This is a genomic window from Streptomyces sp. NPDC033845, from assembly GCF_055576225.1.
In genome coordinates this window covers 67,932-94,924 of sequence record NZ_JBVIRI010000010.1, presented here as the reverse complement: position 1 = coordinate 94,924, position 26,993 = coordinate 67,932, and the positions used below count along the sequence as shown (strand labels likewise).

At 74.0% G+C, this 26,993-nt stretch carries 25 protein-coding genes; 17 read left to right on the top strand and 8 right to left on the bottom strand.

Annotated features, from left to right (window positions below; genetic code table 11):
* Position 1 precedes the first annotated feature (1 nt).
* Positions 2 to 538, top strand: coding sequence for an arginine repressor (locus tag ACZ50K_RS22090; RefSeq protein ID WP_468905596.1), 537 nt, complete (start codon positions 2 to 4; stop codon positions 536 to 538).
* Positions 539 to 578: 40 nt separating this feature from the next.
* Here the strand turns inward: ACZ50K_RS22090 and ACZ50K_RS22085 are convergent, their stop codons facing one another.
* The 3 genes from ACZ50K_RS22085 to ACZ50K_RS22075 all read right to left on the bottom strand — a co-directional run bounded on the left by ACZ50K_RS22085 (position 579) and on the right by ACZ50K_RS22075 (position 3,384).
* Positions 579 to 1,286, bottom strand: coding sequence for a L,D-transpeptidase family protein (locus ACZ50K_RS22085; protein ID WP_468905593.1), 708 nt, complete (start codon positions 1,284 to 1,286; stop codon positions 579 to 581).
* A 3-nt stretch (positions 1,287 to 1,289) separates the two neighbouring features.
* The gene (locus ACZ50K_RS22080) at positions 1,290 to 1,871 is read right to left on the bottom strand and encodes a pyridoxamine 5'-phosphate oxidase family protein (protein ID WP_468905591.1); all 582 of its coding nucleotides are present in this window, start codon (positions 1,869 to 1,871) and stop codon (positions 1,290 to 1,292) included.
* Between the two features lie 85 nt (positions 1,872 to 1,956).
* Positions 1,957 to 3,384, bottom strand: coding sequence for a hypothetical protein (locus ACZ50K_RS22075; RefSeq protein ID WP_468905589.1), 1,428 nt, complete (start codon positions 3,382 to 3,384; stop codon positions 1,957 to 1,959).
* 157 nt (positions 3,385 to 3,541) lie between these two features.
* Here ACZ50K_RS22075 and argH point away from each other — a divergent pair, with 157 nt between their 5' ends.
* Positions 3,542 to 4,969, top strand: a complete 1,428-nt coding sequence (gene argH / locus ACZ50K_RS22070; RefSeq protein WP_468905587.1) for an argininosuccinate lyase — start codon at positions 3,542 to 3,544, stop codon at positions 4,967 to 4,969.
* 93 nt (positions 4,970 to 5,062) lie between these two features.
* On the opposite strand, the gene ACZ50K_RS22065 is transcribed toward argH, so the two are convergent.
* Entirely contained in the window at positions 5,063 to 5,572 is a 510-nt protein-coding gene (locus ACZ50K_RS22065) for an HAD domain-containing protein (RefSeq protein ID WP_468905585.1), read from the bottom strand.
* A gap of 88 nt (positions 5,573 to 5,660) precedes the next feature.
* On the opposite strand from ACZ50K_RS22065, the gene ACZ50K_RS22060 reads away from it, so the two are divergent.
* From ACZ50K_RS22060 to ACZ50K_RS22050, 3 genes are all read left to right on the top strand, one after another.
* Positions 5,661 to 6,209: a TetR/AcrR family transcriptional regulator gene (locus tag ACZ50K_RS22060; protein WP_468905582.1), complete on the top strand. Its 549-nt coding sequence runs from the start codon at positions 5,661 to 5,663 to the stop codon at positions 6,207 to 6,209.
* Positions 6,209 to 7,753: an MFS transporter gene (locus ACZ50K_RS22055; RefSeq protein WP_468905580.1), complete on the top strand. Its 1,545-nt coding sequence runs from the start codon at positions 6,209 to 6,211 to the stop codon at positions 7,751 to 7,753. The genes ACZ50K_RS22060 and ACZ50K_RS22055 overlap by 1 nt, the downstream gene beginning before the upstream one ends.
* Positions 7,754 to 7,846: 93 nt before the next feature.
* The gene (locus ACZ50K_RS22050) at positions 7,847 to 9,337 is read left to right on the top strand and encodes a membrane-associated oxidoreductase (RefSeq protein ID WP_468905578.1); all 1,491 of its coding nucleotides are present in this window, start codon (positions 7,847 to 7,849) and stop codon (positions 9,335 to 9,337) included.
* Positions 9,338 to 9,381: 44 nt separating this feature from the next.
* Here the strand turns inward: ACZ50K_RS22050 and ACZ50K_RS22045 are convergent, their stop codons facing one another.
* Positions 9,382 to 10,011 (bottom strand): lysophospholipid acyltransferase family protein, encoded by a 630-nt coding sequence (locus ACZ50K_RS22045; protein ID WP_468906009.1) that lies wholly within the window; start codon positions 10,009 to 10,011, stop codon positions 9,382 to 9,384.
* 293 nt (positions 10,012 to 10,304) lie between these two features.
* Between ACZ50K_RS22045 and ACZ50K_RS22040 the strand changes: the two genes are divergently transcribed.
* The 3 genes from ACZ50K_RS22040 to ACZ50K_RS22030 all read left to right on the top strand — a co-directional run bounded on the left by ACZ50K_RS22040 (position 10,305) and on the right by ACZ50K_RS22030 (position 12,643).
* Positions 10,305 to 11,513, top strand: coding sequence for a glycerophosphodiester phosphodiesterase (locus ACZ50K_RS22040; RefSeq protein ID WP_468905576.1), 1,209 nt, complete (start codon positions 10,305 to 10,307; stop codon positions 11,511 to 11,513).
* 73 nt (positions 11,514 to 11,586) lie between these two features.
* Positions 11,587 to 12,102 (top strand): RNA polymerase sigma factor, encoded by a 516-nt coding sequence (locus ACZ50K_RS22035; RefSeq protein WP_468905574.1) that lies wholly within the window; start codon positions 11,587 to 11,589, stop codon positions 12,100 to 12,102.
* Positions 12,103 to 12,139: 37 nt separating this feature from the next.
* A complete protein-coding gene (locus tag ACZ50K_RS22030; RefSeq protein ID WP_468905571.1) occupies positions 12,140 to 12,643 on the top strand; it encodes a GNAT family N-acetyltransferase in 504 nt (167 codons plus the stop codon).
* Here the strand turns inward: ACZ50K_RS22030 and ACZ50K_RS22025 are convergent.
* Positions 12,633 to 13,076: a hypothetical protein gene (locus ACZ50K_RS22025; protein WP_468905569.1), complete on the bottom strand. Its 444-nt coding sequence runs from the start codon at positions 13,074 to 13,076 to the stop codon at positions 12,633 to 12,635. The genes ACZ50K_RS22030 and ACZ50K_RS22025 overlap by 11 nt on opposite strands.
* Positions 13,069 to 13,437, bottom strand: a complete 369-nt coding sequence (locus tag ACZ50K_RS22020) for a hypothetical protein (RefSeq protein WP_468905567.1) — start codon at positions 13,435 to 13,437, stop codon at positions 13,069 to 13,071. The genes ACZ50K_RS22025 and ACZ50K_RS22020 overlap by 8 nt, the downstream gene beginning before the upstream one ends.
* Before the next feature lie 68 nt (positions 13,438 to 13,505).
* Here ACZ50K_RS22020 and ACZ50K_RS22015 point away from each other — a divergent pair, with 68 nt between their 5' ends.
* From ACZ50K_RS22015 to ACZ50K_RS21975, 9 genes are all read left to right on the top strand, one after another.
* The gene (locus ACZ50K_RS22015; RefSeq protein WP_468905564.1) at positions 13,506 to 14,153 is read left to right on the top strand and encodes an HAD-IA family hydrolase; all 648 of its coding nucleotides are present in this window, start codon (positions 13,506 to 13,508) and stop codon (positions 14,151 to 14,153) included.
* 370 nt (positions 14,154 to 14,523) lie between these two features.
* Positions 14,524 to 15,567, top strand: coding sequence for a methionine ABC transporter ATP-binding protein (locus ACZ50K_RS22010; protein ID WP_468905563.1), 1,044 nt, complete (start codon positions 14,524 to 14,526; stop codon positions 15,565 to 15,567).
* A complete protein-coding gene (locus tag ACZ50K_RS22005; RefSeq protein ID WP_468905562.1) occupies positions 15,564 to 16,250 on the top strand; it encodes a methionine ABC transporter permease in 687 nt (228 codons plus the stop codon). Before ACZ50K_RS22010 ends, ACZ50K_RS22005 begins: the two co-directional genes overlap by 4 nt.
* 112 nt (positions 16,251 to 16,362) lie before the next feature.
* Positions 16,363 to 17,226, top strand: coding sequence for a MetQ/NlpA family ABC transporter substrate-binding protein (locus ACZ50K_RS22000; RefSeq protein ID WP_468905559.1), 864 nt, complete (start codon positions 16,363 to 16,365; stop codon positions 17,224 to 17,226).
* Positions 17,227 to 17,376: 150 nt separating this feature from the next.
* Positions 17,377 to 18,036, top strand: a complete 660-nt coding sequence (locus ACZ50K_RS21995) for a GNAT family N-acetyltransferase (RefSeq protein WP_468905558.1) — start codon at positions 17,377 to 17,379, stop codon at positions 18,034 to 18,036.
* A 69-nt stretch (positions 18,037 to 18,105) separates the two neighbouring features.
* Positions 18,106 to 19,308 carry a precorrin-6y C5,15-methyltransferase (decarboxylating) subunit CbiE gene (gene cbiE / locus ACZ50K_RS21990; RefSeq protein ID WP_468905556.1) on the top strand — a complete coding sequence of 401 codons (1,203 nt, stop codon included), beginning with the start codon at positions 18,106 to 18,108 and terminating at the stop codon, positions 19,306 to 19,308.
* A 220-nt stretch (positions 19,309 to 19,528) separates the two neighbouring features.
* Positions 19,529 to 23,338, top strand: coding sequence for a nicotinate-nucleotide--dimethylbenzimidazole phosphoribosyltransferase (gene cobT / locus ACZ50K_RS21985; RefSeq protein ID WP_468905553.1), 3,810 nt, complete (start codon positions 19,529 to 19,531; stop codon positions 23,336 to 23,338).
* 208 nt (positions 23,339 to 23,546) lie between these two features.
* Complete coding sequence (gene cobA / locus ACZ50K_RS21980) at positions 23,547 to 24,779, top strand: uroporphyrinogen-III C-methyltransferase (protein ID WP_468905551.1); 1,233 nt, start codon at positions 23,547 to 23,549, stop codon at positions 24,777 to 24,779.
* 43 nt (positions 24,780 to 24,822) lie between these two features.
* The gene (locus ACZ50K_RS21975) at positions 24,823 to 25,635 is read left to right on the top strand and encodes a TrmH family RNA methyltransferase (RefSeq protein WP_468905549.1); all 813 of its coding nucleotides are present in this window, start codon (positions 24,823 to 24,825) and stop codon (positions 25,633 to 25,635) included.
* Between the two features lie 37 nt (positions 25,636 to 25,672).
* On the opposite strand, the gene ACZ50K_RS21970 is transcribed toward ACZ50K_RS21975, so the two are convergent.
* Entirely contained in the window at positions 25,673 to 26,890 is a 1,218-nt protein-coding gene (locus tag ACZ50K_RS21970; protein ID WP_468906007.1) for a serine/threonine-protein kinase, read from the bottom strand.
* Positions 26,891 to 26,993 lie beyond the last annotated feature (103 nt).

Here is a 26,993-nt window from a genome sequence, read left to right as displayed (position 1 = left end):
CATGAGCCAGGCGCAGGACAACGAGCAGGGCGGACCCTCCGTCCCGCAGACCCGCACCGCACGCCACCGCCGGATCGTGGACATCCTCAACCGGCAGCCGGTCCGCTCCCAGAGCCAGCTGGCCAAGCTGCTGGCCGACGACGGGCTGAGCGTCACCCAGGCGACGCTCAGCCGGGACCTCGACGAGCTCGGCGCGGTGAAGATCCGCAACACCGGAGGCGAACTGATCTACGCGGTGCCCAGCGAGGGCGGCTTCCGCACCCCGCAGGCCCCCCTCGGCGAGTCCGCCAAGGAGGAGCGGATGCGGCGGCTCTCCGGGGAACTGCTGATCTCCGCGGAGGCCTCGGCGAACCTCGTGGTCCTGCGCACCCCGCCCGGCGCGGCCCAGTTCCTGGCCTCGGCCATCGACCAGGCCGAACTGCGCGAGATCCTCGGCACCATCGCGGGCGACGACACCCTGATGCTGATCAGCCGCGACCCCACGGGCGGCCAGGCCCTGGCCGACCACCTGCTGCGGCTGGCCCAGAAGGAGTCCTGACCGGACCCGCGCCGGGCCACGCGCGACGGGCGGTGGCGGATCAGTACCGGGTGACGGCCAGTGGCCCGGACTCGGTCCCCACCGCGATGTGCGGGGCCCGCTGCGGATCCGCCCAGCGCAGGATCTCCCGCATCGCCGCCTCCGGCACCGACACGCAGCCGGCCGTGGCGCCCTTGCCGTGCACGTGCAGGAAGATGCCGGAACCGCGCCCGCGCACCGGCCGGTCGTAGTTGAAGCCGATCACCAGCGCGTACGCGTACTGCTCCGGGTAGCCCACCAGATGCTCGGCCGAGCCCGGCGCGCAGTCCGCGGGCAGCGGTTCCGTCCAGCGGTTGTAGGAGGCCGAGCCGTTGTCCTGGCACCACCAGGAGTCGGGCCCCACCGGCCGGTAGCCGTACGAGGTCCCGGCCGGGGCCGGCCGGATCCCGAAGGCGTACGGCAGGTCGTACAGGCCGGTCGGGGTGGTCTCGGTGCCCTGCCGCCGGGTGGTCCCCTCGGTGAGCCCGTTGGCCCCGAACCGGGCCTCGGCCGTCCCCGCCTCGAACCACTGCCCGGCCCGCAGGTCCCACCAGGTCACCCGGCCGGTGGTGGAACCCGGCCCGGGAGCCACTGCGGTGATCAACTGGCTGCCGCCGCCGGTGTCGGCCAGCAGATCGGGCAGCGGGACCCGCGCGGCGGCCCCGGGCGCGGGGGCGAGGAACGCGGCGGCGAGGGACAGGCCGAGGCCCGCCAGTGCGGTTCTGATCACCCGTCAGACGGTACGCGGGGGAAGCGGCAGCGGCAGCGCAGGCAGGCCGTCCAGGGACTGCGCCACATGGTCCTTCTTCTCGCAGTACTCGGCGAACTCGGCGTCGGTCTTGCGGCCGAAGAACTCGGCGTGCAGGGTGCGCTCGCTCCGGTAGTCCATGAACGGCACCGCATAGCCGCAGGTGTCCGAGATCCGCCGGGCGTGCACCAGGACCACGGCCCGCGCGGAGGGCCCGTCGGCCTCGCCGAACAGCCCGACCAGCTCGGCCCACCGGGGGTCGTCGCGGAACACCGCCTCCCCCTCGCCGTGCACCCGCACGATGGTCGGCGGCCCGCTGAACGCGCACCACATCAATGTGATCCGTCCGTTCTCCCGGACGTGCGCGATGGTCTCGGCGCCGCTGCCGCCGAAGTCCAGATAGGCCAGGGTCCGCTCGTCGACGACGACCAGGGTCCCGGCCCTGCCCTTGGGCGAGAGGTTGATGTGCCCGTCGCCGGCCAGCGGCGCGGTCGCGGTGAAGAACACCGGCTGCGCCTCGATGAACCGCCTGAGCCTGCCGTCTATCCGGTCATAGGTCTTTCCCATGGAGCGATTGTCCGGCGCCCGGTCCGGCCCGTGCTCGGGATATCCGGGGGGGCGGGGTAGCCGGGGAGCCGGGAAGCCGGAGCTGTCAGCCCCCGAGCCCCAGCCGGCTCCGCCGCCGCCCCAGCTCCTGGGCGTCGAAGACCCCGGAGGCCCGCCGGAACAGCCCTTCGAGTTCCCCGGGGCCGGCGTCCCCGTTCCGGAGGCTGTCCTGCCAGTCCCAGGCCCGCAGATCGGCGGTGGCCCGCGTCCGGAGCCGGGGATCGGGGTCGGCGACCAGACCCACGGTGGCCCGCAGCCGGGGCATCCCGCCCCGGGCCCGCAGCAGCCGGAAGGCCGCCCGCCGGGTGTGCGCGGGACGCGGGGCGGCCAACAGCTCCGTCAGCTCCGCGGGGTCCAGCCGGTCGGCCCACGGGGCCAGCGCCCGGGCCGTCTCGCGGGCGGCGGCCGGGAACGGGTCGGTCAGCAGCGGGCGCAGATCGGCCGGCACAGCGGCCTCCAGCATCCGCAGCCCGGCGACGGCGGCGGCCCGCACCTCCCCCTCCGGGTGCGCCAGCAGCCCGCGCAGCCGTTCCGCGTCGGGCCGGTGCTCGCACTCGGCCAGCCCCAGCACCGCCGCCGGGCGGGGCAGCGCCGCCAGATAGCGGTCGCGCGGACCGCCGCCGTCCAGGCGGTACAGCCAGCGGGCGCAGGCCCGCACCTGGGCGGCCCGGTCGAGCAGGTACCGGTCCGCCTCCGCGGCCCGTCCGGCCCGCCGCAGCGCGGTGACCCCGGCCGCCCGCACCCGGGACGCCCGGGCACCCAGCAGGATGTCGACCACCTCCCGCACCTCCCCGTCCGGAGCGGACCCCGCGGACCCGGCGAGCGCCTCCAGGGCCGCCTCGGTCCACAGCACCTGGAGGTACGGGTCGGTGCCGGTGCCCGTGCCGCCGGCGGCCAACCGGGCGGCCTCCCGCGCGTCGAACCGCCCGAGGTCCCGCACGGTCCGGGCGGCGAGCCGCCGGGTCCGGGCGTCCGGATGGCTCCGGAGGGCGTCCAGCGGACCGTACGGACCCTGCCGCAGCTCCTCCGTGAACAGGGCGGCCGCCCAGCCGCCCCGGTCCCAACCGCCCAGCCGCAGGACCAGCGGGGTGAGGGCGGTCAGGGTCCGGTCCCGGTCGGTGAACAGCGCGGCCCGCAGCAGGACCCGGGCCCGCTCCCGTACCGGCCCGGCCCAGTCCGCGCAGCGCAGCGCCACGGCCGGCAGCAGCTCCCGGTCCCCGGCGGCCGCGTCCAGGGCGCGCTGCCGGATCCGCCCGTCGGGATGGCACAGCGCCGTCACCGGATGCCGGGCCAGGACCGCGCCGTCCCGTCCCCAGGGCCGGTCCCGTACGCCGAGGTCCAGCGCGACCCAGGCCGCCGCCGGGTCCCCGTCCGGCGCGAGGCCTTCAAGGACCTCCGCCGTGGCTGCGCCGGCGAGCAGCCGGGTGACGGCTTCCCGGGCCCGCTCCGGACCGCTGTCCTCGTCCTGCGTCATCACACCCGCCCCTTCCAGCCCCGCCGCCCCATGAGGCGCCCAGCGTATCGATTGACGAAACATACGGAGTCATGCATAGTTATGCCATCCCCGTTACCTGCACGGTGCGGAGGCGGTTGGGACATCCGAAGTCATGCGGTCTTGAGGAGCAGTAGCTGTGAGCAGCAACAACGGTGACGTCCGGCTCTGGGGCGGCCGCTTCGCCGACGGTCCGGCCGAGGCCCTCGCGAAGCTCTCCGCGTCGGTCCACTTCGACTGGCGGCTGGCGCCCTACGACATCGCCGGCTCCCGCGCCCACGCCCGGGTGCTCCACAAGGCCGGTCTGCTGACCGCCGAGGAGCTCGGCCGGATGATCGAGGGGCTGGACCGGCTGGAGGCCGACGTCGCCGACGGCTCCTTCACCGGCACCATCGCCGACGAGGACGTGCACACCGCCCTGGAGCGCGGACTGCTGGAGCGGCTCGGCCCGGACCTCGGCGGCAAGCTGCGCGCCGGCCGGTCCCGGAACGACCAGGTCGCCACCCTGTTCCGGATGTACCTGCGGGACCACGCCCGGACCATCGGCGGTCTGATCGCCGACCTCCAGGACGCCCTGGTCGGCCTCGCCGAGGCGCACTCCGACGTCGCCATGCCGGGCCGGACCCACCTCCAGCACGCCCAGCCGGTGCTCTTCGCCCACCATGTGCTGGCCCATGTGCAGGCGCTGTCCCGGGACGCGGAGCGGCTGCGGCAGTGGGACACCCGGACCGCGGTCTCCCCGTACGGTTCGGGCGCCCTGGCCGGCTCCTCCCTCGGTCTGGACCCGGAGGCGGTCGCCGCCGACCTCGGCTTCGAGCGCGGCTCGGTGGGCAACTCCATCGACGGCACGGCCTCCCGGGACTTCGTCGCCGAGTTCGCCTTCGTCACCGCGATGATCGGGATCAACCTGTCCCGGATCGCCGAGGAGATCATCATCTGGAACACGAAGGAGTTCTCCTTCGTCACCCTCCACGACGCCTTCTCCACCGGCTCCTCGATCATGCCGCAGAAGAAGAACCCGGACATCGCCGAGCTGGCGCGCGGCAAGTCGGGCCGGCTCATCGGCAACCTCACCGGACTGCTCGCCACCCTGAAGGCGCTCCCGCTGGCCTACAACCGGGACCTCCAGGAGGACAAGGAGCCGGTCTTCGACTCCTGCGACACCCTGGAGGTGCTGCTGCCGGCCTTCACCGGGATGATGGCCACCCTCACCGTCCACCGGGAGCGGCTGGAGGAACTGGCCCCGGCCGGGTTCTCGCTCGCCACCGACATCGCCGAGTGGCTGGTCAAGCAGGGCGTGCCGTTCCGGGTGGCGCACGAGGTCGCGGGCGAGTGCGTGAAGGTCTGCGAGGCGGAGGGGATCGAGCTGGACCAGCTCACCGACGAGCAGTTCGCGAAGATCTCCGAGCACCTGACCCCGGAGGTCCGCACGGTCCTGAACGTCCCCGGCGCGCTGGCCTCCCGCAACGGCCGGGGCGGCACCGCCCCCTCGGCGGTGGCGCTCCAGCTCAACGAGCTGAAGGCGGACCTGGTGATCCAGCACGCCTGGGCCGTCCACAAGCAGTAGTCGCCAACGCGACAGCGGTGCCCCCGGGGGCGGCCGGAGCTCCCCGCTCCGACCGCCCCCGCCCCGTTCCCCACCGAACCCGCCTCCGCCCCCTCACCCGACCCACCCCGCCAGCACCGCGAAGTCCTCCCGCACCAGCCCGATCCGCTCGTCCACGTGCCGCAGCAGGGCCCCGCCCTCGTGGTGCCGGGCCGTGTACAGCCGGTCGAGCTCCGTGATGTCGTCGTCCACCCAGGCGAAGGGCCGGCCGGCCGCGTGCTCGATCACGTACCGCGTCTTCCAGCAGGTGCCCTCCGGTGCGGCCCCGTGCATCACCGGCCAGTCGATGTACGGCAGCCTGGGCAGACCCAGGGCCGGGCCGATCCAGTCGTTGGCCTCGTCCTTCCAGGTGGTGGCCCACACCAGTTCGTACGCCTCCGCCAGCGCGAGCAGCTCCCGGCCGTGCGAGGGGTTCAGCCAGACCCGGAGCGGGTTGCGGTGTTCCGCCGCGCGCCAGCCGGTGGGGCGCATGCGGTGCGTGGTGTAGCCCTCGGGACGCCGTGTCGGCTTGGCCGCGTACGGGTTCAGGGGGCCGTCCACATCGATGAGCAGCAGGGGCTTCATGGGGTCAGGGTGCCCCAGTGGGCCCGCTGCGGCCTCGGGTTTTCCGCTCGGTGAGACATTGATGTCTCATCTGGGGTATCGTTGTCTCATGGCCATGGATCCTGACCAGGTGCTGCGCGCCGCCGCCGCCCTGCTTTCCCGCAAGTCGACCGCCACCATGGACGAGGTCGCCAAGGCCGCCGGTATCGGGCGGGCCACCCTGCACCGGCACTTCGCCGGGCGGGACGCCCTCGTCCGGGCGCTGGAGGAACTCGGCATCCGCGAGTTCGAGGTGGCGTTCGACAACGCCCGCCTCGACGAGGGCAGCGCGGTCGACGCGCTGCGCCGGCTGGTGGCCGAGGCCGAGCCCAACGCCCAGCTGCTGGCCTTCCTGGTGACCGAGAACCAGCTCTTCGAGGGCGACGAGGTCCACGAGGGCTGGGCCCGGCTCGACGCCCGGGTCGGCGCGCTCTTCCGGCGCGGCCAGCAGGAGGGCGACATCCGCATCGACCTGAGCCCCGCCTGGCTCACCGAGGCCCTCTACGGCCTCATCGGCACCTGTGCCTGGGCCGTGATGGACGGCCGGGTCGCCGCCAAGGACTTTCAGTACATGATCATCGAGTTGCTGCTCGGTGGCGCACGACGGAGTGTGGAGTGATGACCGGAACCAAGCAGTCGAGCCTCGCGAAGGGAACGGAGGCCAGGAGCCCGGGGCGCTGGCTGGCGCTCTCGGTGCTCGTCCTGGCGGTGCTCCTGGTCGCGGTCGACGCCACCGTGCTCGGCCTGGCCACCCCCGCGCTGTCCGAGGACCTCAAGCCGTCCGGCACCCAGCTGCTGTGGATCGGCGACATCTACTCCTTCGTCATCGCCGGCCTGCTCGTCTCCATGGGCTCGCTCGGTGACCGGATCGGCCGCAAGAAGCTGCTGCTGATCGGCGCCACCGCGTTCGGCGCGGTGTCGGTGCTCAACGCCTACGCCACCAGCCCCGAGATGATGATCGTCGCCCGGGCGCTGCTCGGCGTGGCCGGTGCCACCCTGATGCCGTCCACCCTGGCGCTGATCCGGAACATCTTCCACGACCCCAAGGAACGCAGCCTGGCGATCGGCATCTGGGGCGCCACCGCCTCGGCCGGCGCCGCCGTCGGCCCGGTGGTCGGCGGGGCCCTGCTCCAGCACTTCTGGTGGGGTTCGGTCTTCCTGATCAACCTGCCCGTGATGATCGTCCTGGTCGTGGTCGGCATCAAGCTGCTGCCCGAGTCGAAGAACCCGGTCAGCGGCCCCTGGGACCTGGTCTCGGTCGGCCTCTCGCTGGTCGGCATCATCGCCGTGGTGTACGCGGTCAAGGAACTCGCCACCCACGGCCCGTCCTGGGAGGTGTGGGCCGCCGCGGTGCTCGGTGCCGGCGCCCTCTACGCCTTCGTCCGCCGCCAGTTCACCCTGACCGCCCCGCTGCTCGACATGCGGCTCTTCAAGCACCGCGGCTTCTCCGGCGCGGTCCTCGCCGACCTGCTCACCGTGTTCGGACTGTCCGGGCTGGTGTTCTTCCTCTCCCAGTTCCTCCAGCTGGTGCAGGGCCGCGACCCGCTGGAGGCCGGTCTGGCCGAGCTCCCGGCGGCCGTCGGCGCCGTGGTCACCGGTCTGGTCGCCGGCCGGTACGCCCGGAAGTACTCGGTGCGGGCCGTGGTCTCCGGCGGTCTGGCCGCGATCGGCATCGCGCTCGCCGTGATCACCCTGGTGCACCAGAACACCGGGTACCCGCTGCTGGGCGCCGCGCTGCTGGTCGTCGGTCTCGGTGCGGGCTTCTCCTTCACCGTCACCGCCGACGTGATCCTCTCCAGCGTGCCCAAGGAGCAGGCCGGTTCCGCCTCGGCCGTCTCCGAGACCGCGTACGAACTCGGCGCCGCCCTCGGCATCGCCCTGCTCGGCTCCATCGTCACCGGCGTCTACCAGGGCTTCACCGCCCCGGCGAACGTCCCGCAGGCCGCAGCCGACGCCGCCCACGAATCGCTGGGCGGAGCCGTCGAGGCCGCCAAGACCCTGGACCCGCAGACCGCGCACACCATGGTCTCGGCCGCCCAGGAAGCCTTCGTGGACGGCCTCCGGCTGGCCTCCGGGGTCGGCGCGGCCGTACTGCTGGCCACCGCCGCGGCCGCCTGGTTCCTGCTGCGCGGCCAGGAGCTCCAGGACGGCATCGAGCACTGACCGGACCCGGACGGCCCGTCCTGACGGAACCTCAGGGCGGGCCGTCCGGACCGTGGTTGACAGCGTTATCGATCGCGGGACACCATCCCCGCGATGGAGATCAACGAGCTGACCCCGGCCGAACGACGCGTCTGGGAGGCCTTCCCGCGCGGCGAGGGCGTCGACTTCCGGACGGATCCCGAGGGGCCCGCCGAGGATCCCGGCGACCCCGGCTTCGGGACCTCCTGGGGCCCCGAGCGGACCGTGCGGGCCGAGGTCCTCAAGGCCCTGCTGCTCGGCGGCCCCCGGATCGAGGGCCAGGTCCCCGGGATCAAGCTCAAGGGGGTCCGGGTCACCGGGAAGCTGGACCTCAAGTACGCCGTGATCGAGCACCCCATCCGGATGCGCGGCTGCTGGTTCGAACGCAAACCCGGGCTCTACGGGGCCCAGCTGCGGGCCCTGACCCTCAGCGACTCCTGGCTCCCCGGCCTGACCGCCTCCACCCTGCGCGTGGAGCTGGCGCTGCGGCTCTCCTGCTGCCGGATCCCCGGCCCGGTCCGGCTGGCCGGGGCCCGGGTGGGCGGCGGGCTCTTCCTCGGCGGTGCCGTGCTCGGACCGGTCACCGGGGAACTCGCCGGCGAGGCCCCGCTCCAGTTCAACCACGCCGAGATCGGCACCGACGTGCACGCCACCGAACTGACCGTGCACGGCCAGACCCGGGTCAACGGGGCCGTGGTCGGCGGCCAGATCAACCTGGACGGCGCCCGGCTGCTGGCCCCCGGCGGCACCGCCCTGCACGCCGAGACCCTCACGGTCGGCACCGATCTGCGCGCCATGCGGCTGCACGCGGAGGGCCGGGTCAACCTCACCGGCTCCCGGATACCGGGCCAGCTCAACTTGGCCCACGCCCGGCTGGTCGCGCCCGGCGGATTCGCCCTGCGGGCCAGCAGCTGTGTCATCGGCGAGGTTTGGCTGCGCGGCTGCGAGACCATCCAGGGCACCGTCAACCTTCGCCGCTCCCAGTTCGACCTGCTGCACGTGCCGCCCTCGGCCTGGCCCGAGAAGGTCCGGCTGGAGGGGCTCGGCTACCGCGCCCTGGGCCCGCACCTGCCGCCCGAGGAGCGGCTGCCCGTGCTGGAGCGGGAGGAGACCGGCTATCTGCCGTCCTCCTACGAGCAGCTCGCCGGGGCCTACCGCACGGTGGGCGACGAGGCCGCCGCCCGCACCGTCCAGCTCGCCAGGCTCCGCCGGCACCGGCGCACCCTGCCCCGGGCCGCCCGGCTCTGGGGGCTGCTCCAGGACGCCACGGTGGGCTACGGGTTCCGCCCGATGCGGGCCGCCGGCTGGCTGCTGGCCCTGCTGATGATCGGCACGGTCGCCTACACGGTCCGGCAGCCGCCCCCGCTCAAGGCGGACGAGTCACCCGCCTTCAACGCCGTGTTCTACACCCTGGACCTGATGCTGCCGATCATCGGCTTCGGCCAGGAACAGGCCTTCGCCCCGACCGGCTGGCAGCAGTGGCTGTCCTATCTGCTGATCGTCACCGGCTGGGTGCTGCCCACCACCACGGCGGCCGGCGTCAGCCGCTCGCTGCGCCGGCAGTAGCGGGGCCGGACGGGCCGGACGGCCGGGCCGGGCCCGGCGCGGGCTCAGGCCGCCTTGGCCTTGGTCGCGTACATGTCCACGTACTCCTGGCCGGAGAGCCGCATGACCTCGGCCATCACGGAGTCGGTGACCGCCCGCAGCACATAGCGGTCGCGGTCCATGCCCTCGTAGCGGGAGAACTCCATCGGCTCGCCGAAGCGGACGGTCACCCGGCCCGGGCGGGGCATGCCCTTGCCGCCGGGCTGGAGCTTGTCGGTGCCGATCATCGCGAACGGGACCACCGGAGCCCCGGTCATCAGGGTCAGCCGGGCGATCCCGGTCCGGCCCCGGTAGAGCCGGCCGTCGGGGGAGCGGGTGCCCTCCGGGTAGATGCCGAAGATCTTGCCCTCCTCCAGCACCCGGCGCCCGGTCATCAGCGCCGCCACCCCGCCGTTCGCGCCGTCCCGGTCCACCGGGATCATGCCGGAGCCGGTGAAGAACCAGGCCATCAGCCGGCCCTTGAGCCCCTTGCCCGTGACGTACTCGTCCTTGCCGATGAAGTGCACGGTCCGGTCGCAGACCAGCGGAAGGATCATCGAGTCGATGAAGGTGAGGTGGTTGCCCGCGAGGATCACCGCACCGTCGCCGGGAATGTTCTCGACCCCCTCCACCCGGGTGCGGAACATCATCCGCATGACGGGACCGAGAGTGGCCTTGATGAGCGCGGTACGGAACAACGTGAGCCCTCCGGCATCGGCAAGCGGGTGCGCACCCCACGGAGGCAGTGCAGGTGAGGACGATACTCGCGGGCCCCGCCGGAACGCACATCGGGTTCACGGGATGGTTACGCCGTGTTGACGGGCGTCGGCACGCGTTTCCGCCATGTTCGGCCGCCGCTGGCCCGGCGGACACCCCCCGCTGCCTACCATCGCACCGCCGATCCGGGCAGCGGCGGCACCGAGGGCACCGACGACGGGGAGAGTCACTCATGACGCAGGGCGGGGCAGCACGGCGCACGGTGATCGGGGCGGCCGTACTCGCGGCCGGCGGAGCGCTCGGCGCGGCCGCCACCCCGGCGGCGGCCGCGGGCGCGGCCGGCGGCACGGGCGCGGCGCCGGGCGCGGACCGGCACGGCGGGGGCGGCTACCGGGACCTCCCGTATCCGACGGTCATCGGACACCGGGGGGCCAGCGGCTACCGCCCCGAGCACACCCTCGGCTCCTACCAGCTGGCCCTGGACCTGGGCGCCGACGTGGTGGAGCAGGACCTGGTGCCCACCCGGGACGGCCATCTGGTCTGCCGGCACGAGAACGAGATCGGCGGCACCACCGATGTCGCCGACCACGGGGAGTTCGCCTCCCGCCGCACCGTGAAGACCGTCGACGGGGTGCGGGTCGAGGGCTGGTTCACGGAGGACTTCACCCTGGCCGAGCTGCGCACCCTGCGCGCCAAGGAGCGCATTCCGGCCGTCCGCCCGCGCAACACCCTCTACGACGGCCGGTGGGCGGTGCCCACCTTCGAGGAGGTGCTCCGCTGGGCCGACCGCGAGGGCCGGCGGCGCGGCCGCCGGGTCTGGCTGCACGTGGAGACCAAGCACCCCAGCTACTTCCGGTCCCTGGGCCTCGGCCTGGAGGAGCCGCTGGCCCGGCTGCTCCGCCGGTACGGCCGGGACCACCGGGACGCGGCCGTGTTCCTGCAGTCCTTCGAACCGTCCAGCATGCGCCGGATGGCCGGGCTGGTCTCCGCGCCCCGGGTGGTGCTGCTGTCCGCCGCGAACACCCGCCCCTGGGACTTCGAGCAGGCCGGGGACCCGCGCACGGTGGCCGACCTGGTCACCCCGGCGGGCCTGCGCTGGATCGCCGGGTTCGCCCAGGGCATCGGCCCCACCCTGGACCTGGTCATCCCCCGCGACGCGGCCGGCCGGCTGGGCACCCCGACCACCCTGGTGCGGGACGCCCACGCGCGGGGGCTGGTGCTCCACCCGTACACGGCCCGCAACGAGAACGCCTTCCTGCCCGCCGACCACCGCACCGGCACCGACCCGGCGGCCTACGGGGACTCCTTCGGGGCCTACCGCCGGTACTTCGAACAGGGCATCGACGGGATCTTCACCGACAACCCGGACACCGGTCTGCTGGCCGCCGAGGACTTCCGCCCGGGCCGCCGCCCCGCGGACCGCCCGACGGTCAACCGATAAGCGGAACTTCCCGTTCGAGTGGGCTGCGGTCCGGCCGGAAACCACCGGCCCCGGACCGCACGTCCCGCCGGGCATGGATCTGCTGAAGGAACTGGGGCCGCTGCTCTCCGCCGAGGCGGCGGCCGAGGCCGAGGCCGCCGGCGTGGAGCCGGCGGACCTCGAACAGGACGTCTGGGTGCGGCTGCTGGAACAGGGCCCGGCCCGGCCGGCCGAACCGGCCCGCTGGCTGCGCCGACTGGTCCGGGCCGAGGCCCGCCGGGCGGGCCGCCGGACCCGCCGCGAGGTGCCGTACGGCCACCGTCGCGACCTGCCCGGCACCGAACAGGAGGGCCCCGGCTTCGAACAGCGGCTGCTCGACCGGGAGCAGCACCGGGACCTCCGGACGGCCGTCGCCCGATTGCCCGGACGCTGTCCGGAACTGATGGGGGCACTTCTTTCGCCCAGGGACCTCACTTACCGTGAAATCGCAGGAGAGTTGGGTATCTCACAAGGAAGTTTAGGGCCCGTACGTTCCCGTTGCCTGGGATGTCTGCGCAGAATGCTGGCTGCAGAGGTTGCGGCTCCCGGCCTGCGGGGAAGGGAGCGGTAGACCACAGGGCTACCGGGTGAGCAGGAGGCATGCGCACATGGGCATGAGCGTGACCATTTCGGCGGCGGCCGACGAGGACGTGGAGCAGATCTTCAAGCTCCAGTACCTCGCCTTCCAGAGCGAGGCCGAGCTGTACGGCAACTACCGCATCCAGCCTCTCACCCAGTCCCTGGACTCCCTCAAGTCGGAGCTGCGCACGGACACCGTCCTGGTGGCCCGGCTCGGTGACGAGGTGGTCGGCGCGGTGCGCGGCTCCACCGACGAGGACGGCACCGGCAAGATCGCCAAGCTGTGCGTGCACCCCCGGCTCCAGGGCCACGGGCTGGGCGCCCGGCTGCTGCGCGCGGTGGAGACGGAGCTGGCCGGCCGGGCCGGGACCACCCGCTACCGGCTGCACACCGGCCGCCGCAGCGAGTCCAACCTGCGGCTCTACCGCAAGGCCGGCTACGTCACGGTGGGCGGCCGCACCGCCTCCGACGGCATGGAACTGGTGATCCTGGAGAAGGACGCGGTCCCGTCCGACTACGCGGTCAGCGCGTAGCGCGGGACTTCCTGAGCCAGAGCATCCCGGTGACCGGAAGGATCACCGGGATGAACAGGTAGCCCATCCCGAAGTCCGACCACACGGTCGCGTCCGGGAACGCGTCCGGCCGCACCAGCGTCCAGGTGCCCACGGCCAGCACCCCGGCCAGCTCGGCGGCGCAGCACACCAGCGCCGCCCGGCGGGCCCGCTCACCGCCGCGCACCAGCGAGTACGTGATGAAGGCGTACACCAGCGCGGCCAGCCCGGACAGGGCGTAGGCCAGCGGGGCCCGGTCGAACTCGGTGGAGATCTGGTAGATCGAGCGGGACACCGCGCCGACCACCATCACCCCGTACAGCCAGACCAGCAGCAGGCCGGGGCCCGACACCAGCCGGGCCGGGCGGTCGGGCCGCTCCGTGTCCCGTGCGCGTTCCGCCGCGGTGTCAGGCACCGGTGCCTCCCCAGATGTCGTGGAGCCGTACTTCGAGCACGGCCAGGACGACCGCGCCCGCGGCCACCGTCACCGAACCCCATTTGGTGCGCTCGCCCAGGCTGAGCATCCCGGCCGCCGGGACCGCCGCGAGGGCGCCCAGCAGATAGGCCGTGAAGATCACCCCGCCCTCGTCGGGCTTCTCCCCGCGCGCCAGCGCGAGCACCCCGACCACCAGCTGCGCCAGGGCCAGCAGGGTCACCACGGCCATCCCGATGAAGTGCCAGTCCTTGGTGGGCTGGTCCCGGTAGGCGGCGAAACCGCACCAGGCGGCGAGGGCGAGGGAGGCCACGCCGATGGCGACCGTCAGGGCGTCGAGCATGCTGCGAGGGTATTACGGGCCGAAAGACCCGATGCGCTCACCCCCGCGCCCGGGCTTTGCTGGAGGGTATGAAGCTGCAAGCCGAAGCCCTGCTGTTCGACAACGACGGCACCCTGGTCTCCTCCATGGAGTCCGTGCACCGCTGCTGGACCCGCTGGGCGGGCGAGTACGGGATCACCGGCGAGGCCTTCGCCCGGGTGGAGCTGCACGGCCGCCCGGCCGTCGAGATCATCGCCGAACTGCTCCCCGCCGACCGGGTCCCCGAGGCCCTCGCCCGGATCGAGCACCTGGAGGTGTCGGACGTGGCCGGGGGAGTGGTCCTGCTGCCCGGCACCGCCGAACTGCTCGCCGGGCTGCCCGCCGGCCGCTGGGCCGTGGTCACCTCGGCCACCCGCCCGCTGGCCGAGGCCCGGCTCCGGGAGGCCGGTATCGAGGCCCCCGCGCTGGTGGCCGCCGGGGACGTCACCCGCGGCAAGCCGGCCCCGGAGCCCTTCCTGCTGGCCGCCGCCCGGCTGGGGGTGGACCCGGCCCGCTGCGTGGTCGTCGAGGACGCCCCGGCCGGACTGGCCGCCGGGGCGGCCGCGGGCATGCGGACCGTGGCCTTGACCACAACGCACCAGGCCTCGGAGCTGCGCGCGGATCTGGTCGTAGCGGACCTTTCGGCACTGAACGTGCAGGTCACCGAGGGTGGTCTGGAGATCGGGACGAAGGGCTGACGGCATCCGGCTTGTCCGCTATGCGGCCGGAATCCGTCCGCATAGCGGACAGCGTTGATCGGTGAACGACTCCGTCTGCTTTACTTGGGCCCATGACCACGACGAGCAGCCGCACCTTTGCGACCGAGGCGATGATGACGCCCGGTGCTCGTTGTCTGTGTCGAATGTGCGCCTTCTGAGGGCCCCTCTCCGTTCCGCAGCACCCCGCCCGACCGGCGAAGACCGCTGAACCTCGCGCCCCGAAGCGAACCCCGGGCAAGCCCCCGCCGAGCCCGTCCGCGCCCCGGACCGCTCCTGCCCGCATCCCCCCAGATGTTTGTTCCGTGCCGGCCGCCCGCCGTGCCGCGCACTCGACAGCGACGGAAATCCTGTGATCACCACATCGGGCCTCACGAAGGTCTACCAGTCCCGTGGCCGAGAGGTCACCGCCCTGGCCGGCGTGGACCTCCACGTCCGCGAGGGCGAGGTCTACGGAGTCATCGGCCAGAGCGGCGCCGGAAAGTCCTCCCTCATCCGCTGCGTGAACCTGCTGGAGCGCCCCACCTCCGGCACCGTCACCGTGGACGGCACCGAGCTCACCGCCCTGGCCGGCCGCGGCCGCCGGGCCGGCAAGGACCTGCGCCGGGCCCGCAGCAGCATCGGCATGGTCTTCCAGCACTTCAACCTGCTGTCCTCGCGGACCGTCCAGGACAACGTCGAGCTGCCCCTGGAGATCCTCGGGACCTCCGGCCGCGAGCGCTCCCGCAAGGCCCTGGAACTCCTCGACCTGGTCGGCCTCGCCGACAAGGCCAAGTCCTACCCCGGCCAGCTCTCCGGCGGCCAGAAGCAGCGCGTCGGCATCGCCCGCGCCCTGGCCGGCGACCCCAAGGTGCTGCTCTCCGACGAGGCCACCAGCGCCCTGGACCCCGAGACCACCCGCTCCATCCTCACCCTGCTGCGCGACCTCAACCGGCAGCTCGGCCTGACCGTCCTCCTGATCACCCACGAGATGGACGTGGTCAAGAGCATCTGCGACTCCGCCGCCCTGATGAAGAAGGGCCGCATCGTGGAGTCCGGGACGGTCACCGACCTGCTCGCCACCCCCGGCTCCGAGCTCGCCGCCGAACTCTTCCCGCTCACCGGCGCCGCCAGCACCGAGGAGCACACCGTGGTCGACGTGACCTTCCACGGCGACACGGCCACCCAGCCGGTGATCTCCCAGCTGGCCCGCACGTACAACATCGACATATCGATCCTCGGTGCCGCCATGGACACCTTCGGCGGCCGCCAGATCGGCCGGATGCGCATCGAACTGCCCGGACGCTACGAGGACAACGTGGTCCCGGTCGGCTTCCTGCGCGAGCAGGGCCTCCAGGTCGATGTCATCGACCCCGACACCGAGCTGGTCGAACTGGTCAAGGACGGTGCCAAGTGACCTGGTCCGAAATGCAGCCCCTGCTCGGCCAGGGTGTCTACGACACCCTCTACATGGTGCTCTGGGCCACCGCGGTCACCGTCCTCGGCGGCCTGCCGCTGGGCATCCTGCTGGTCCTCACCGACAAGGGCGGACTGCTGCAGAACCGTCCCTTCAACAAGGTCCTCGGCGTGATCGTGAACATCGGCCGCTCGATGCCCTTCATCATCCTGCTGATCTGGCTGATCCCGGTCACCAAGTGGGTCATCGGCGTCTTCACCGGCACCGCCACCTACATCGGCCCCACCGCGATGATCGTCCCGCTCTCCATCGGCGCCATCCCCTTCTTCGCCCGCCTCGTCGAGACCTCCGTCCGCGAGGTCGACCACGGACTGGTCGAAGCCGTCCAGTCGATGGGCGGCGGCGTCCCCACCATCGTGGGCAAGGTCCTCCTCCCGCAGGCCCTGCCCTCCCTGGTCTCCGGCGTCACCACCACCGTCATCGTCCTCGTCGGCTACTCGGCCCTGGCCGGCGCCGTCGGCGGCGAAGGCCTCGGCAGCCTCGCCATCACCTACGGCTACCAGCGGTTCGAAGGCGGCTTCATGCTCGCCACCGTCATCCTCCTGATCCTGATCGTGACGGTCGTCCAGCTGATCGGCGACGGCGCGGTGCGCCTGCTCGCCCGCCGCGGCCGGGCAGCCTGAACCGGCCCGGGCACACCGCACCCCCCAGACCCTCTCCCCTCTCCAAGAACCGGCCAGCCCGCACTTGTCGTGCTCGGGCGTCACCCGCACCACCAAGAAAGAGGCACTCTTCGTGCGCAAGAACACCAAGCTCACCGCTGTCGCCGCCGCCTCCGCCGCGCTCGCCCTGGGCCTCACCGCCTGCGGCAGCTCCTCGGACCCGGCCTCCTCCAAGAAGGCCGACGGCACCGCCGACGCCAACGCCGTCCTCACCATCGCGGCCTCCCCGACCCCGCACGCCGACATCCTGAAGTTCGTCAAGGACAACCTGGCGGCGAAGGAGGGCCTCAAGCTGGACGTCAAGGAGTTCACCGACTACGTCCTGCCCAACAAGGCCACCCAGGACGGCCAGGTCGACGGCAACTACTTCCAGCACAAGCCCTACCTGGACTACTTCAACGCCAAGAACGGCACCACCATCGTGCCGGTCGTCAACGTCCACCTGGAGCCCCTCGGCCTCTACTCCAAGAACGCCAAGGCCCTCACCGACATCAAGGCCGGCCAGACCATCGCCGTCCCCAACGACAACACCAACGAGGGCCGCGCCCTCCACCTGCTCGCCGACAACGGCCTGATCACCCTCAAGGAAGGCGCCGGCACCAGCGCCAAGCTGTCCGACATCGCCGACGCCAAGGGCCTGAAGTTCAAGGAGCTGGAGGCCGCCACCCTGCCGCGCGCCCTCGGCGAGGTCGACGCCGCCGTCATCAACGGCAACTACGCCCTGGAGGCGGACCTCAAGCCCAAGGAGCAGGCCCTCGCCCTGGAGAAGTCCGAGGGCAACCCGTACGCCAACTTCCTCGCCGTGAAGAAGGGCAACGAGAACGACCCGCGCATCCAGAAGCTCGCCAAGCTGCTGAACTCGCCCGAGGTCAAGAAGTTCATCGAGGACAAGTACGACGGCTCGGTCACCCCGGCCTTCGGCACCCCCAAGTCCTGACCCCGCCCCAGACCGGCGGCACCGGCCCCGCACCCCCGTCACCGGGGGCGCGGGGCCCGGCCATGCACATCGGCGCACCGATGCTGCATGCTGTGGCTCTACGGCCCGCACCAACGGTCCCGCACCACCGTCTCAGGCATGGAGCTGCGCATGACTACCACCTTCCCGGACGTCGCCATCAGCACGGACCGGCTGGTGCTGCGCCCCTTCGAGGAGGCCGACGTCCCCGCGCTCGCCGAGATGATGAACGACGAACTCGTCACGGCCTGGACCGACGCCCCGCACCCCTACACCCACACGGACGCGCACCGCTGGGTCACCCGCCAGGCCCGCGCCGAACGCACCGAGGGCCGCGGCATCGTCCTCGCCGTCACCGAGTTCCTCACCCAGCGCCTGGTCGGCGTCGTCCACCTCCGCAACACCGACTGGCGCACCCGCGCCGCCGAGGCCGGGTACATCACCGCCCCCTGGGCCCGCGGCGAGGGCTACGCCAGCGAGTCCGTCCTCGCCGTCGCCCAGTGGCTCTTCCGCGAACAGGCCTTCGCCCGGCTGGAACTCCGCACCGCCGCCGACAACACCGCCGCCCAGCAGGTGGCCCAGAAGATCGGTTGCATCAGTGAAGGAGTCCTCCGCAACGCCTGGATAGTGCGCACCCAGACCGAGAACGGCCAGTGGGTCGAGACCCGCACCGACCTCATCGTGTGGAGCCTGGTCCCCGAGGACCTCGAAGGCCTGGACGAGTACGAGGACGCCTACGGCGGCCAGATGGCCGAAGCCGCCGGCTACGCCGTCTCCACCGACCGGAACTGATCCGCCCAGCGGGTACGCTCACTGGTCCGCGCCTCCGCCCACCACCCCAGGATCTGGAGACTGACGACGATGGCCGACCGGGTCACGGTGATCGGCTGGGACGGTTCACCCCTCACCGCTGCCGCCAGATCCGCACTCGCCGCCGCCACCCTGGTGGCGGGCGCCGCGCACCACCTCGACCTCCCCGAGATCCCGCCCGCCGCCGAACGGATCAGGCTCGGCAGCCTCGGGCTCGCCGCCCGCCGCATCGCCGGCCACCGCGGCACCGCGGTGGTCCTCGCCGACGGCGACCCCGGCTTCTTCGGCGTCGTACGCACCCTCCGCGCGCCCGAACACGGCCTCGAAGTGGAGGTCGTCCCCGCCGTCTCCGCGGTCGCCGCCGCCTTCGCCCGGGCCGGCATGCCCTGGGACGACGCCCAGGTGGTCGTCGCCCACCGGCGCACCCTGCGCCGGGCCGTGAACATCTGCCGCGTCCACCCCAAGGTCGCCGTCCTCACCTCGCCCGGCGCCGGGCCCGCCGAACTCGCCCTGCTCCTCCACGGGGTGCACCGGACCTTCGTCATCTGCGAGGAGCTCGGCACCGACCGGGAACAGGTGACCGTCCTCACCTCCGACAAGGCCGCCGACCACAACTGGCGCGACCCCAACGTGGTCATCGTCGTCGGGGGCGCCGGAGCCCCCTCCGGCGAGGCCGGCTGGCGGCTCGGCCACGCCCCGGCCGAACCCCCGCGCGGCTGGGCCCGGCCCGACCCGGCCGCCGACGCCACCGAGGGCGGCTCCGCCCAGCTCCGCGCCGCCCAGCTGGCCCGGCTCGGCCCGCGCCCCGGCGACCTGCTCTGGGACATCGGCACCGGCTCCGGAGCCCTGGCCGTGGACGCGGCCGCGTTCGGCGCCGCCGTCATCGCCGTGGACGCCGACCCGGACGCTTGCGAACGCACAACCGCCGCCGCCCGCACCCGCGGTGTCCAGCTCCAGACCGTCCTCGGCACCGCCCCGCTGGTCCTGGAGGACCTCCCCGAACCCGATGTGGTGCGGGTCGGCGGCGGGGGAGTCCCGGTGGTGGAGGCCTGCGCCGACCGCCGCCCCGAACGGATCGTCACCCACGCCTCCAGCCGCGACGAGGCGGAGGCCCTGGGCCGCGCCCTGGCCGGCCGCGGCTACGAGGTCGAGTGCGCCCTCCTCCAGACCCTCGGCCTGGACCCGAACACCTGGACCGAACAGGACCGGTCCGTGGTGTTCCTGCTGTCCGCCGCCCGCCCCGTGCCCCGCTAGTCACCCCGCCCGGGTAGGCTGGCCGATCGTCGTACCGCCCTGGACCTTCCGGGCCATTGGGGTACGGCGCCGCCGCGGACCGCGCGACGTGGCACAGTCCACAGCGGACCGCAGCGGTATTGGCCGCCACGGTGGCGCGACGGACGCGACAATGCCTAGTGGTCGCGTCCGAAGGGCGCCGGGCGACGGAAGAAGCACAACCGATGGGCGAGGGGTACGCATGACCGACACCGGCCAGGTTCCGGGCGAGGGCCTTCCGGACAACGCGGGCATGGTGGATCAGCAGGGCATCCCCGCGCCGATTCCGGCCCAGGGCGTTCCCGCCCCGGCTGCCTACGCCTTCCAGGACCTCGCGGACAACCCCGGCGAGGACGAGGACGAACTGCTGCTGATGCCCAGCGGCCAGGGCTCCTGGAGCGACCCCCAGGTGGTCCCGCCGGTTCCGGCCTACCCCGTCGAGGGCTATGCCGAAACCCCCTTCCCGGAATCCGGTTACGCCGATCCCGCGGCCTACCCGCAGCCCTCCTTCGCCGACCCCTCCTTCACCGGGACCCCGTTCCCCGGGGCGGCGCACCCGGAGACCGGCTACCCCAACTACCCCGACGGCGCGCACGAGGCGGGCGGCCGGGACTCCGGCGCCATCGACCTCGGCGGCGTCGACCTGGGAGGCATGGACCTCGGCGGCCCGCGCACGGCCGCGCCCGCCGCCGTCCCGGCCGCGCCCCCGGTCCGCCGCCCGCTGCACATGGGCCCGCCCGTCCCGGACGCCACCGGCGGGGTCGTACGCTCGCTCGCCGACCGGGGCCCGGCCCCGGTCCCGGCGGCCCCCCAGCAGACCGGCCCCGAATTCCTCGACCTGCCCGTGCAGAGCGGCACCCCGTGGTCGGCTCCCGCCGAGACGGCGAACCCGCTCCCCGAGGCCGCGGACACCCCCGCCGAGGTCCCCCCGCTCACCGAGCCGGCCTCCCCGGCCGAAGCCCAGGGCCCCGCCGCCGTGGCCGAACCCGGCCCCGAGGGCGCGCCCGCCGCCGCTGCCGGTCCGGACGGTACGGACCTCACGGGCGCGGAGGCCCCGGCTCCGGAGGCTGCGGCGCCCGAGGCCGTCGCCCCCGAAGCGGCCGCCCCCGAGGTCCTCGCGCCCGAGGCCGCCGCACCCGAATCCGTCGGCCCCCAGGCCGTGCAGCCCGACGCGATGGTGCCGGACGGCCCGGAGCAGGTCCCGGCCGATGCCGATGCCGATGCCGATGCCGCGGCCGGTGTGGCCGAGGGCGAGGTCCCGTCGCTGCCCGTGGAGCCCGTCGGGCTGCTCGGTTCGGCCGTACCGGCCGCCCAGGCGGCCGTGAGCCCGCCCGCCGAGGCCGGCGGGCTGCTTCCCGCCGACATCGCCCCCGGCACGCTCCCGGCCGAGCCCTTCGCCCCGGCGGACCCCGCCGGCCTGCCCGGCGAGGCCGACCAGCCCGCCGCCAGCGCCGCCCCGGCCGAAGCTCCCGCCCCGGCCGTCGTGTTCCTGGACGCGGACGCTCCCGACCCGGCCGCCGCTGCGGAGCCTGTGCCGGCGCCCCAGCAGGACCCGGCGCCCCCGGTGGCCCCCGAGGCCCCGGCGGTCGCCCCGGCCGCCCTCCCGGAGGCGCCCGAGCCCCTGCTGGCCGTCCTCCCGGACGCCCCCGCCCCGCTCGACCGGCCCGTGGAGGCCGCCGCCCCCGCGGCCCCGGCCGAGGAGCCGCCCGCCGTCGCCCCGGAGGCGCTGGCGGACCCCGCCCCGGCGGACGCGCCGACGCACCCGCCCGTGACCGATCCGCAGGCCCCGGCCGCCGCCCCGGCCTTCCCCGTGGACCCCACCGCCCCGGCCGACCCGCAGGCCCCCGCCACGGCCGCGGAAGCGGCGCCGGTGGAGGCGGGGTCCGTGGCAGCCGCCACGGACCCGACCCCGACCCCGGCGCAGGAACCGGCCCAGGCCCCTGCCCAGGACCCGCTCCAGCCCGCGGACGGCGGACTGCCGATCCCGGTCGCTCCCGCCTCCCCGGTGGACCACACCACCCCCGTGGACCTCGGCACCCCCGTAGACCTCGGTACCCCGGCGGAACCCGCCGCCCCGGTCGACCAGGTCCTCGTCGACCAGGTCCTCCCGGTCGACCCGCAGGCCCCCGAACCGGTCGCCGCGCCCGCCGCCGGTCCCGCCGCCCCGCTCGACCTGACCGGGGTCCCGGCCGGCGAGCCCGACCCGTACGCCGACCCGGTGCCCGGCCCCGAGCTCCCCGCCGGAGCCGCGGGCGCGGACGCCCCCCTGCCCTCCCCGGGCGAGGCGGCCCCCGGCTACGCCGACGCCGAGCGCGAGGCCGTCCTGCGGGTGATGCGCGAACGCCGCGACATCCGCAACGGGTTCCGCACCGACCCCATCCCGCACGAGGTCCTGCTCCGGGTCCTGGAAGCCGCCCACACCGCGCCGAGCGTCGGCCACTCCCAGCCCTGGGACTTCGTGGTCATCCGGTCCGCCGAGACCCGCCGGACCATGCACGAGCTCGCCGAGCGGCAGCGCGAGGCCTACGCCAAGTCCCTCCCCAAGGGCCGGGCCAAGCAGTTCAAGGAAATGAAGATCGAGGCCATCCTCGACACCCCGGTGAACATCGTGGTCACCGCCGACCCGACCCGCGGCGGCCGCCACACCCTGGGCCGGCACACCCAGCCGCAGATGGCCCCGTACTCCTCGGCCCTCGCCGTGGAGAACCTGTGGCTCGCCGCCCGCGCCGAAGGCCTCGGCGTCGGCTGGGTCAGCTTCTTCGACGAGCGCGAGATGGTCCGCGCCCTCGGTCTGCCCGAGCACCTCGAAGTGGTGGCCTACCTGTGCGTCGGCTACGTGGACGAGTTCCCCGACGAGCCGGAGCTGATGCAGGCCGGCTGGTCCAAGCGCCGCCCGCTGTCCTGGGTGGTCCACGAGGAGACGTACGGCCGCCGGGCGCTGCCCGGCGAGGAGCCGCACGACCTGCTCGCCGAGACCGTCGGCGGGATCCGCCCGCTGGACGCCAAGGCGCTCGGCGAGGCCTGGGAGCGCCAGAAGCGGATGACCAAGCCGGCCGGCGCGCTCGGCATGCTGGAGATCATCTCCGCACAGCTGTCCGGGCTGTCCCGGGTCTGCCCGCCGCCGATCCCGGAGCCCGCCGCGGTGGCGATCTTCGCCGGTGACCACGGGGTGCACGCCCAGGGCGTCACTCCCTGGCCGCAGGAGGTGACCTCCCAGATGGTGGCGAACTTCCTGGGCGGCGGCGCGGTCTGCAACGCCTTCGCCAACCAGGTGGGCGCCGAGGTCTGCGTGATCGACGTGGGTGTGGCCGGGGATCTGCCCGCCACCCCCGGACTGCTGCCCCGCAAGGTCCGCCCGGGCACCGCGGACCTCTCCACCGGGCCCGCCATGTCCCGGGAGGAGGCCGTCGCCGCCATCGAGGTGGGCATCGAGACCGCCCGCGACCTGGTGGCCGCCGGCAACAAGGGTCTGCTGACCGGTGAGATGGGCATCGCGAACACCACCGTGTCCGCCGCCCTGATCTCGGTGTTCACCGGGGTCGACCCGGCCGAGGTCACCGGCCGCGGCACCGGCATCAACGACGAGACCCACGCCCGCAAGGTCGAGGTGGTCCGCCGGGCCCTGGAGCTGCACCGGCCCGACCCGGCCGACCCGATCGGCGTCCTGGCCGCGATCGGCGGCCTGGAGCACGCGGCGATCGTCGGCCTGATCCTGGGCGCGGCCTCGCTCCGTACGCCGGTGATCCTGGACGGGGTCAGTGCCGGCGCGGCCGCCCTGGTGGCCCGGGCCATCGCCCCGGAGTCGCTGTCCGCCTGCATCGCCGGACACCGCAGCGCCGAGCCCGGCCATGTGGCCGCGCTCAACAAGCTGGGCCTGCGCCCGCTGGTCGACCTGGACCTCCGCCTCGGCGAGGGCACCGGCGCCCTGCTGGCGCTGCCGCTGGTCCAGAGCGCCGCCCGGGCCATGCACGAGGTCGCCACCTTCGACTCGGCCGGGGTCACCGAGAAGTAGCACCGGGGCGCCCGGCACCCCGCCCGGCACCGGATTCCCGGTCCCGCGCGGTGCCGGACCACCCCTGCGCGGGGTCCGGGGAGACCCGCCGACCGGCGGGTCGTATCGTGGACCCGCACGGCGTGAAACCGCACGTCACCCCGGACAAGCCGCTCCAACGCCGCAGCGGCACAGCAGAACCACCGCCGCCTTCAGGAGCCGCACCGCCATGGCCGAACACCCCGCCTATCCCGTAGGGCTCCGTCTCGCCGGCCGCCGTGTCGTCGTCATCGGCGGCGGCCAGGTCGCGCAGCGCCGCCTGCCCGCCCTGGTGGCGGCCGGCGCCGACGTCCTGCTGGTCTCGCCCTCGGCCACCCCCTCGGTGGACGCGATGGCCGAGACCGGGGAGATCCGCTGGGAGCGGCGCCGGTACCGGGAGGGCGACCTCGCCGAGGCCTGGTACGTGCTGATCGCCACCCGGGACCGGGCCGCCAACGACCTGGCCTCGGCCGAGGCCGAGCGGAACCGGATCTGGGCGGTCCGCGCCGACGACGCGGAGGCCGCCACCGCCTGGACCCCGGCCACCGGCCGCAGCGAGGGCGTCACCGTGGCCGTGCTCACCGGGAACGACCCGCGCCGCTCCGCCGCCGTCCGCGACGCCGTGGTCGAGGGCCTGCGCGACGGCACCCTGGCCGCGCCCGGGCACCGGCACGGCCACCGCGGCACCCCCGGGGTGGCCCTGGTCGGCGGCGGGCCCGGCGACCCGGACCTGATCACCGTGCGGGGCCGCCGGCTGCTCGCCCAGGCCGATGTGGTGATCGCCGACCGGCTGGGCCCCCGCGACCTGCTCGCGGAGCTTCCGCCGCACGTCGAGGTGATCGACGCGGCGAAGATCCCGTACGGCCGGTTCATGGCCCAGGAGGCCATCAACAACGCGCTGATCGAGCACGCCAAGGCCGGGAAGAACGTGGTCCGCCTCAAGGGCGGGGACCCGTACGTCTTCGGCCGGGGGATGGAGGAGCTCCAGGCCCTCGCCGAGGCCGGGATCCCCTGCACGGTGGTCCCCGGCATCTCCAGCTCCATCTCGGTGCCGGGCGCGGCCGGGATCCCGGTCACCCACCGGGGCGTGGCGCACGAGTTCACCGTGGTCAGCGGGCACGTCGGCCCGGAGGACCCGCGGTCGCTGGTCGACTGGGCCGCCCTGGCCCGGCTGACCGGCACCCTGGTGGTCCTGATGGGCGTGGACAAGATCGGCGCCATCGCCGAGGCCCTGGTCCGGCACGGCCGGTCCGCCGACACCCCGGTCGCCGTGGTCCAGGAGGGCACCACCGCCGCCCAGCGCCGGGTGGACGCCACCCTGGCCACGGTCGGCGAGCGGGTCCGCGCGGAGGACGTCCGTCCGCCCGCCGTGATCGTCATCGGCGAGGTCGTGGCGGTCCACACCACCGAGTCCGCCGGCTGACCGAGCCGTTGGCACCGAACCCAGGACAAGGCAGTATCACCCTGTGGCTGATCTCATCACCGTCGAGGATCCCGACGACCCGCGCCTGCGCGACTACACCGGCCTGACCGACGTCGAGCTGCGGCGCCGGCGCGAACCGGCCGAGGGCCTGTTCATCGCCGAGGGCGAGAAGGTCATCAGACGCGCCAAGGACGCCGGCTACGAGATGCGCTCGATGCTGCTCTCCGCCAAGTGGGTCGACGTGATGCGCGATGTCATCGACGAGCTCCCGGCACCCGTGTACGCGGTCAGCCCGGACCTCGCCGAGCGGGTCACCGGCTACCACGTGCACCGCGGGGCGCTGGCCTCGATGCAGCGCAAGCCGCTGCCCACGGCGCAGGAGCTGCTGTCCACCGCCCGCCGGGTGGTGGTGATGGAGGCGGTCAACGACCACACCAACATCGGTGCCATCTTCCGCAGCGCCGCCGCCCTCGGGATGGACGCCGTGCTGCTCTCCCCGGACTGCGCCGACCCGCTGTACCGGCGGTCGGTGAAGGTGTCCATGGGCGCCGTGTTCTCGGTGCCGTACGCCCGTCTGGACGCCTGGCCCAAGGGGCTGGACTCGGTCCGCGAGGCGGGTTTCAAACTCCTCGCGCTGACCCCGCACGAGAAGGCCTCGGCGATCGACGAGGCCGCCCCGCAGTCGCTGGAGCGGGTGGCCCTGATGCTGGGCGCGGAGGGCGACGGACTGTCCACCCAGGCGCTGGTCGCGGCCGACGAGTGGGTGCGGATCCCGATGGCCCACGGGGTGGACTCGCTGAACGTGGGCGCGGCGGCGGCCGTGGCCTTCTACGCGGTGGCCGGCGCCGGCCGCTGACCCGCGCGCCCCCGAGGCGGCGCCGCCCGGCGGCTCCTCAGAGCTGCTGGGCGGCCGCGATGCCCAGGGCGACGATCAGGGTCACCACCACGAACACGATCAGCCGCTGCCGCAGCAGCCGGGGGTCCGGCCGGCCGGGCCGGCGCCCGGTCCCGGTGGTGCGGGGCGCCGGACGGCCCCCGGTACGGCCCGCGGTGGGCCGGGAGGAGGGTCCCGGTCCGCGGCCCGGGTGACGCGGCGAGGACGGCCTGGACGGCGGTCCCTCGGCGGGGGCCCGGCCGTTCGTCCCCTGCGGACGCGGGGCCGGGGTGCCGGCCGTACGCCGTTCGGTGCGCTGCCCGGTGAACTCGGTGGGCAGGTCGGGCCGGCCGGCCCGTTCGGCCCGCTCCGGCTGCCGGGCCCGCTGGGCCGGCGGCCGCCCGTCCGTCATCCCCTGGGCCTCGCGGGCCGCGATCTCCTTGAGCCGCATGGACAGCTGGAGGGTGCTGGGCCGGTCCTCGGGATCCTTGGCCAGACAGGCCCGGACCAGCGGCGCCAGGGCGTCCGGGACCCCGTGCAGCTGCGGTTCCTCGTGCACCACCCGGTACAGCATCACCTCGGAACTGCCGTGTCCGAAGGGGGAGTCGGCGGTGGCCGCGTACGCCAAGGTGGCGCCCAGCGCGAACACGTCGGTGGCCGGGGTGACGGCGGCCCCGCGGACCTGCTCGGGGGCCAGGAAGCCGGGCGAGCCCACGGCCGTCCCCACATGGGTGAGGGTGCTCGCCCCGGTCGCCCAGGCGATGCCGAAGTCGATGATGCGGGGTCCCTTGGGGGACAGCAGGATGTTGGAGGGCTTGAGGTCACGGTGGACCACCCCGGCCTCGTGCACGGCCACCAGGCCCTCGGAGAGCGCGGCGCCCACGGCGGCGATCTGCGCGGCCGTCAGCGGGCCGTCCTCGGCCACCCGGTCGTGCAGCGAGGGCCCGGGCACGTACTGGGTGGCGAACCAGGGGCGCTCGGCCTCCAGATCGGCGGCCACCAGCCGGGCGGTGCAGCCGCCGCGGATCCGCCGGGCCGCCGACACCTCGCGGGCGAACCGCGAACGGAACTCCTGGTCCTCGGCGAGGTCCGGCCGGATCACCTTGAGCGCCACCCGCTGGCCGCGCCGGTCAGAGCCCAGGTAGACCACACCCATGCCGCCCGCGCCGAGCCGCCGGTGCAGCCTGAAGGAGCCGACGACACGCGGGTCCTCGCGCCGGAGCCGCATCATCGCCATGTCCACCCCGCTGACTGACCGGTCGTCCTGTTGACGTGGCACAGCTTACGGACCATCCGCCATGTCCGCTCAGAGGCCGCGCCCTCGTCAGGAGATTCGATTG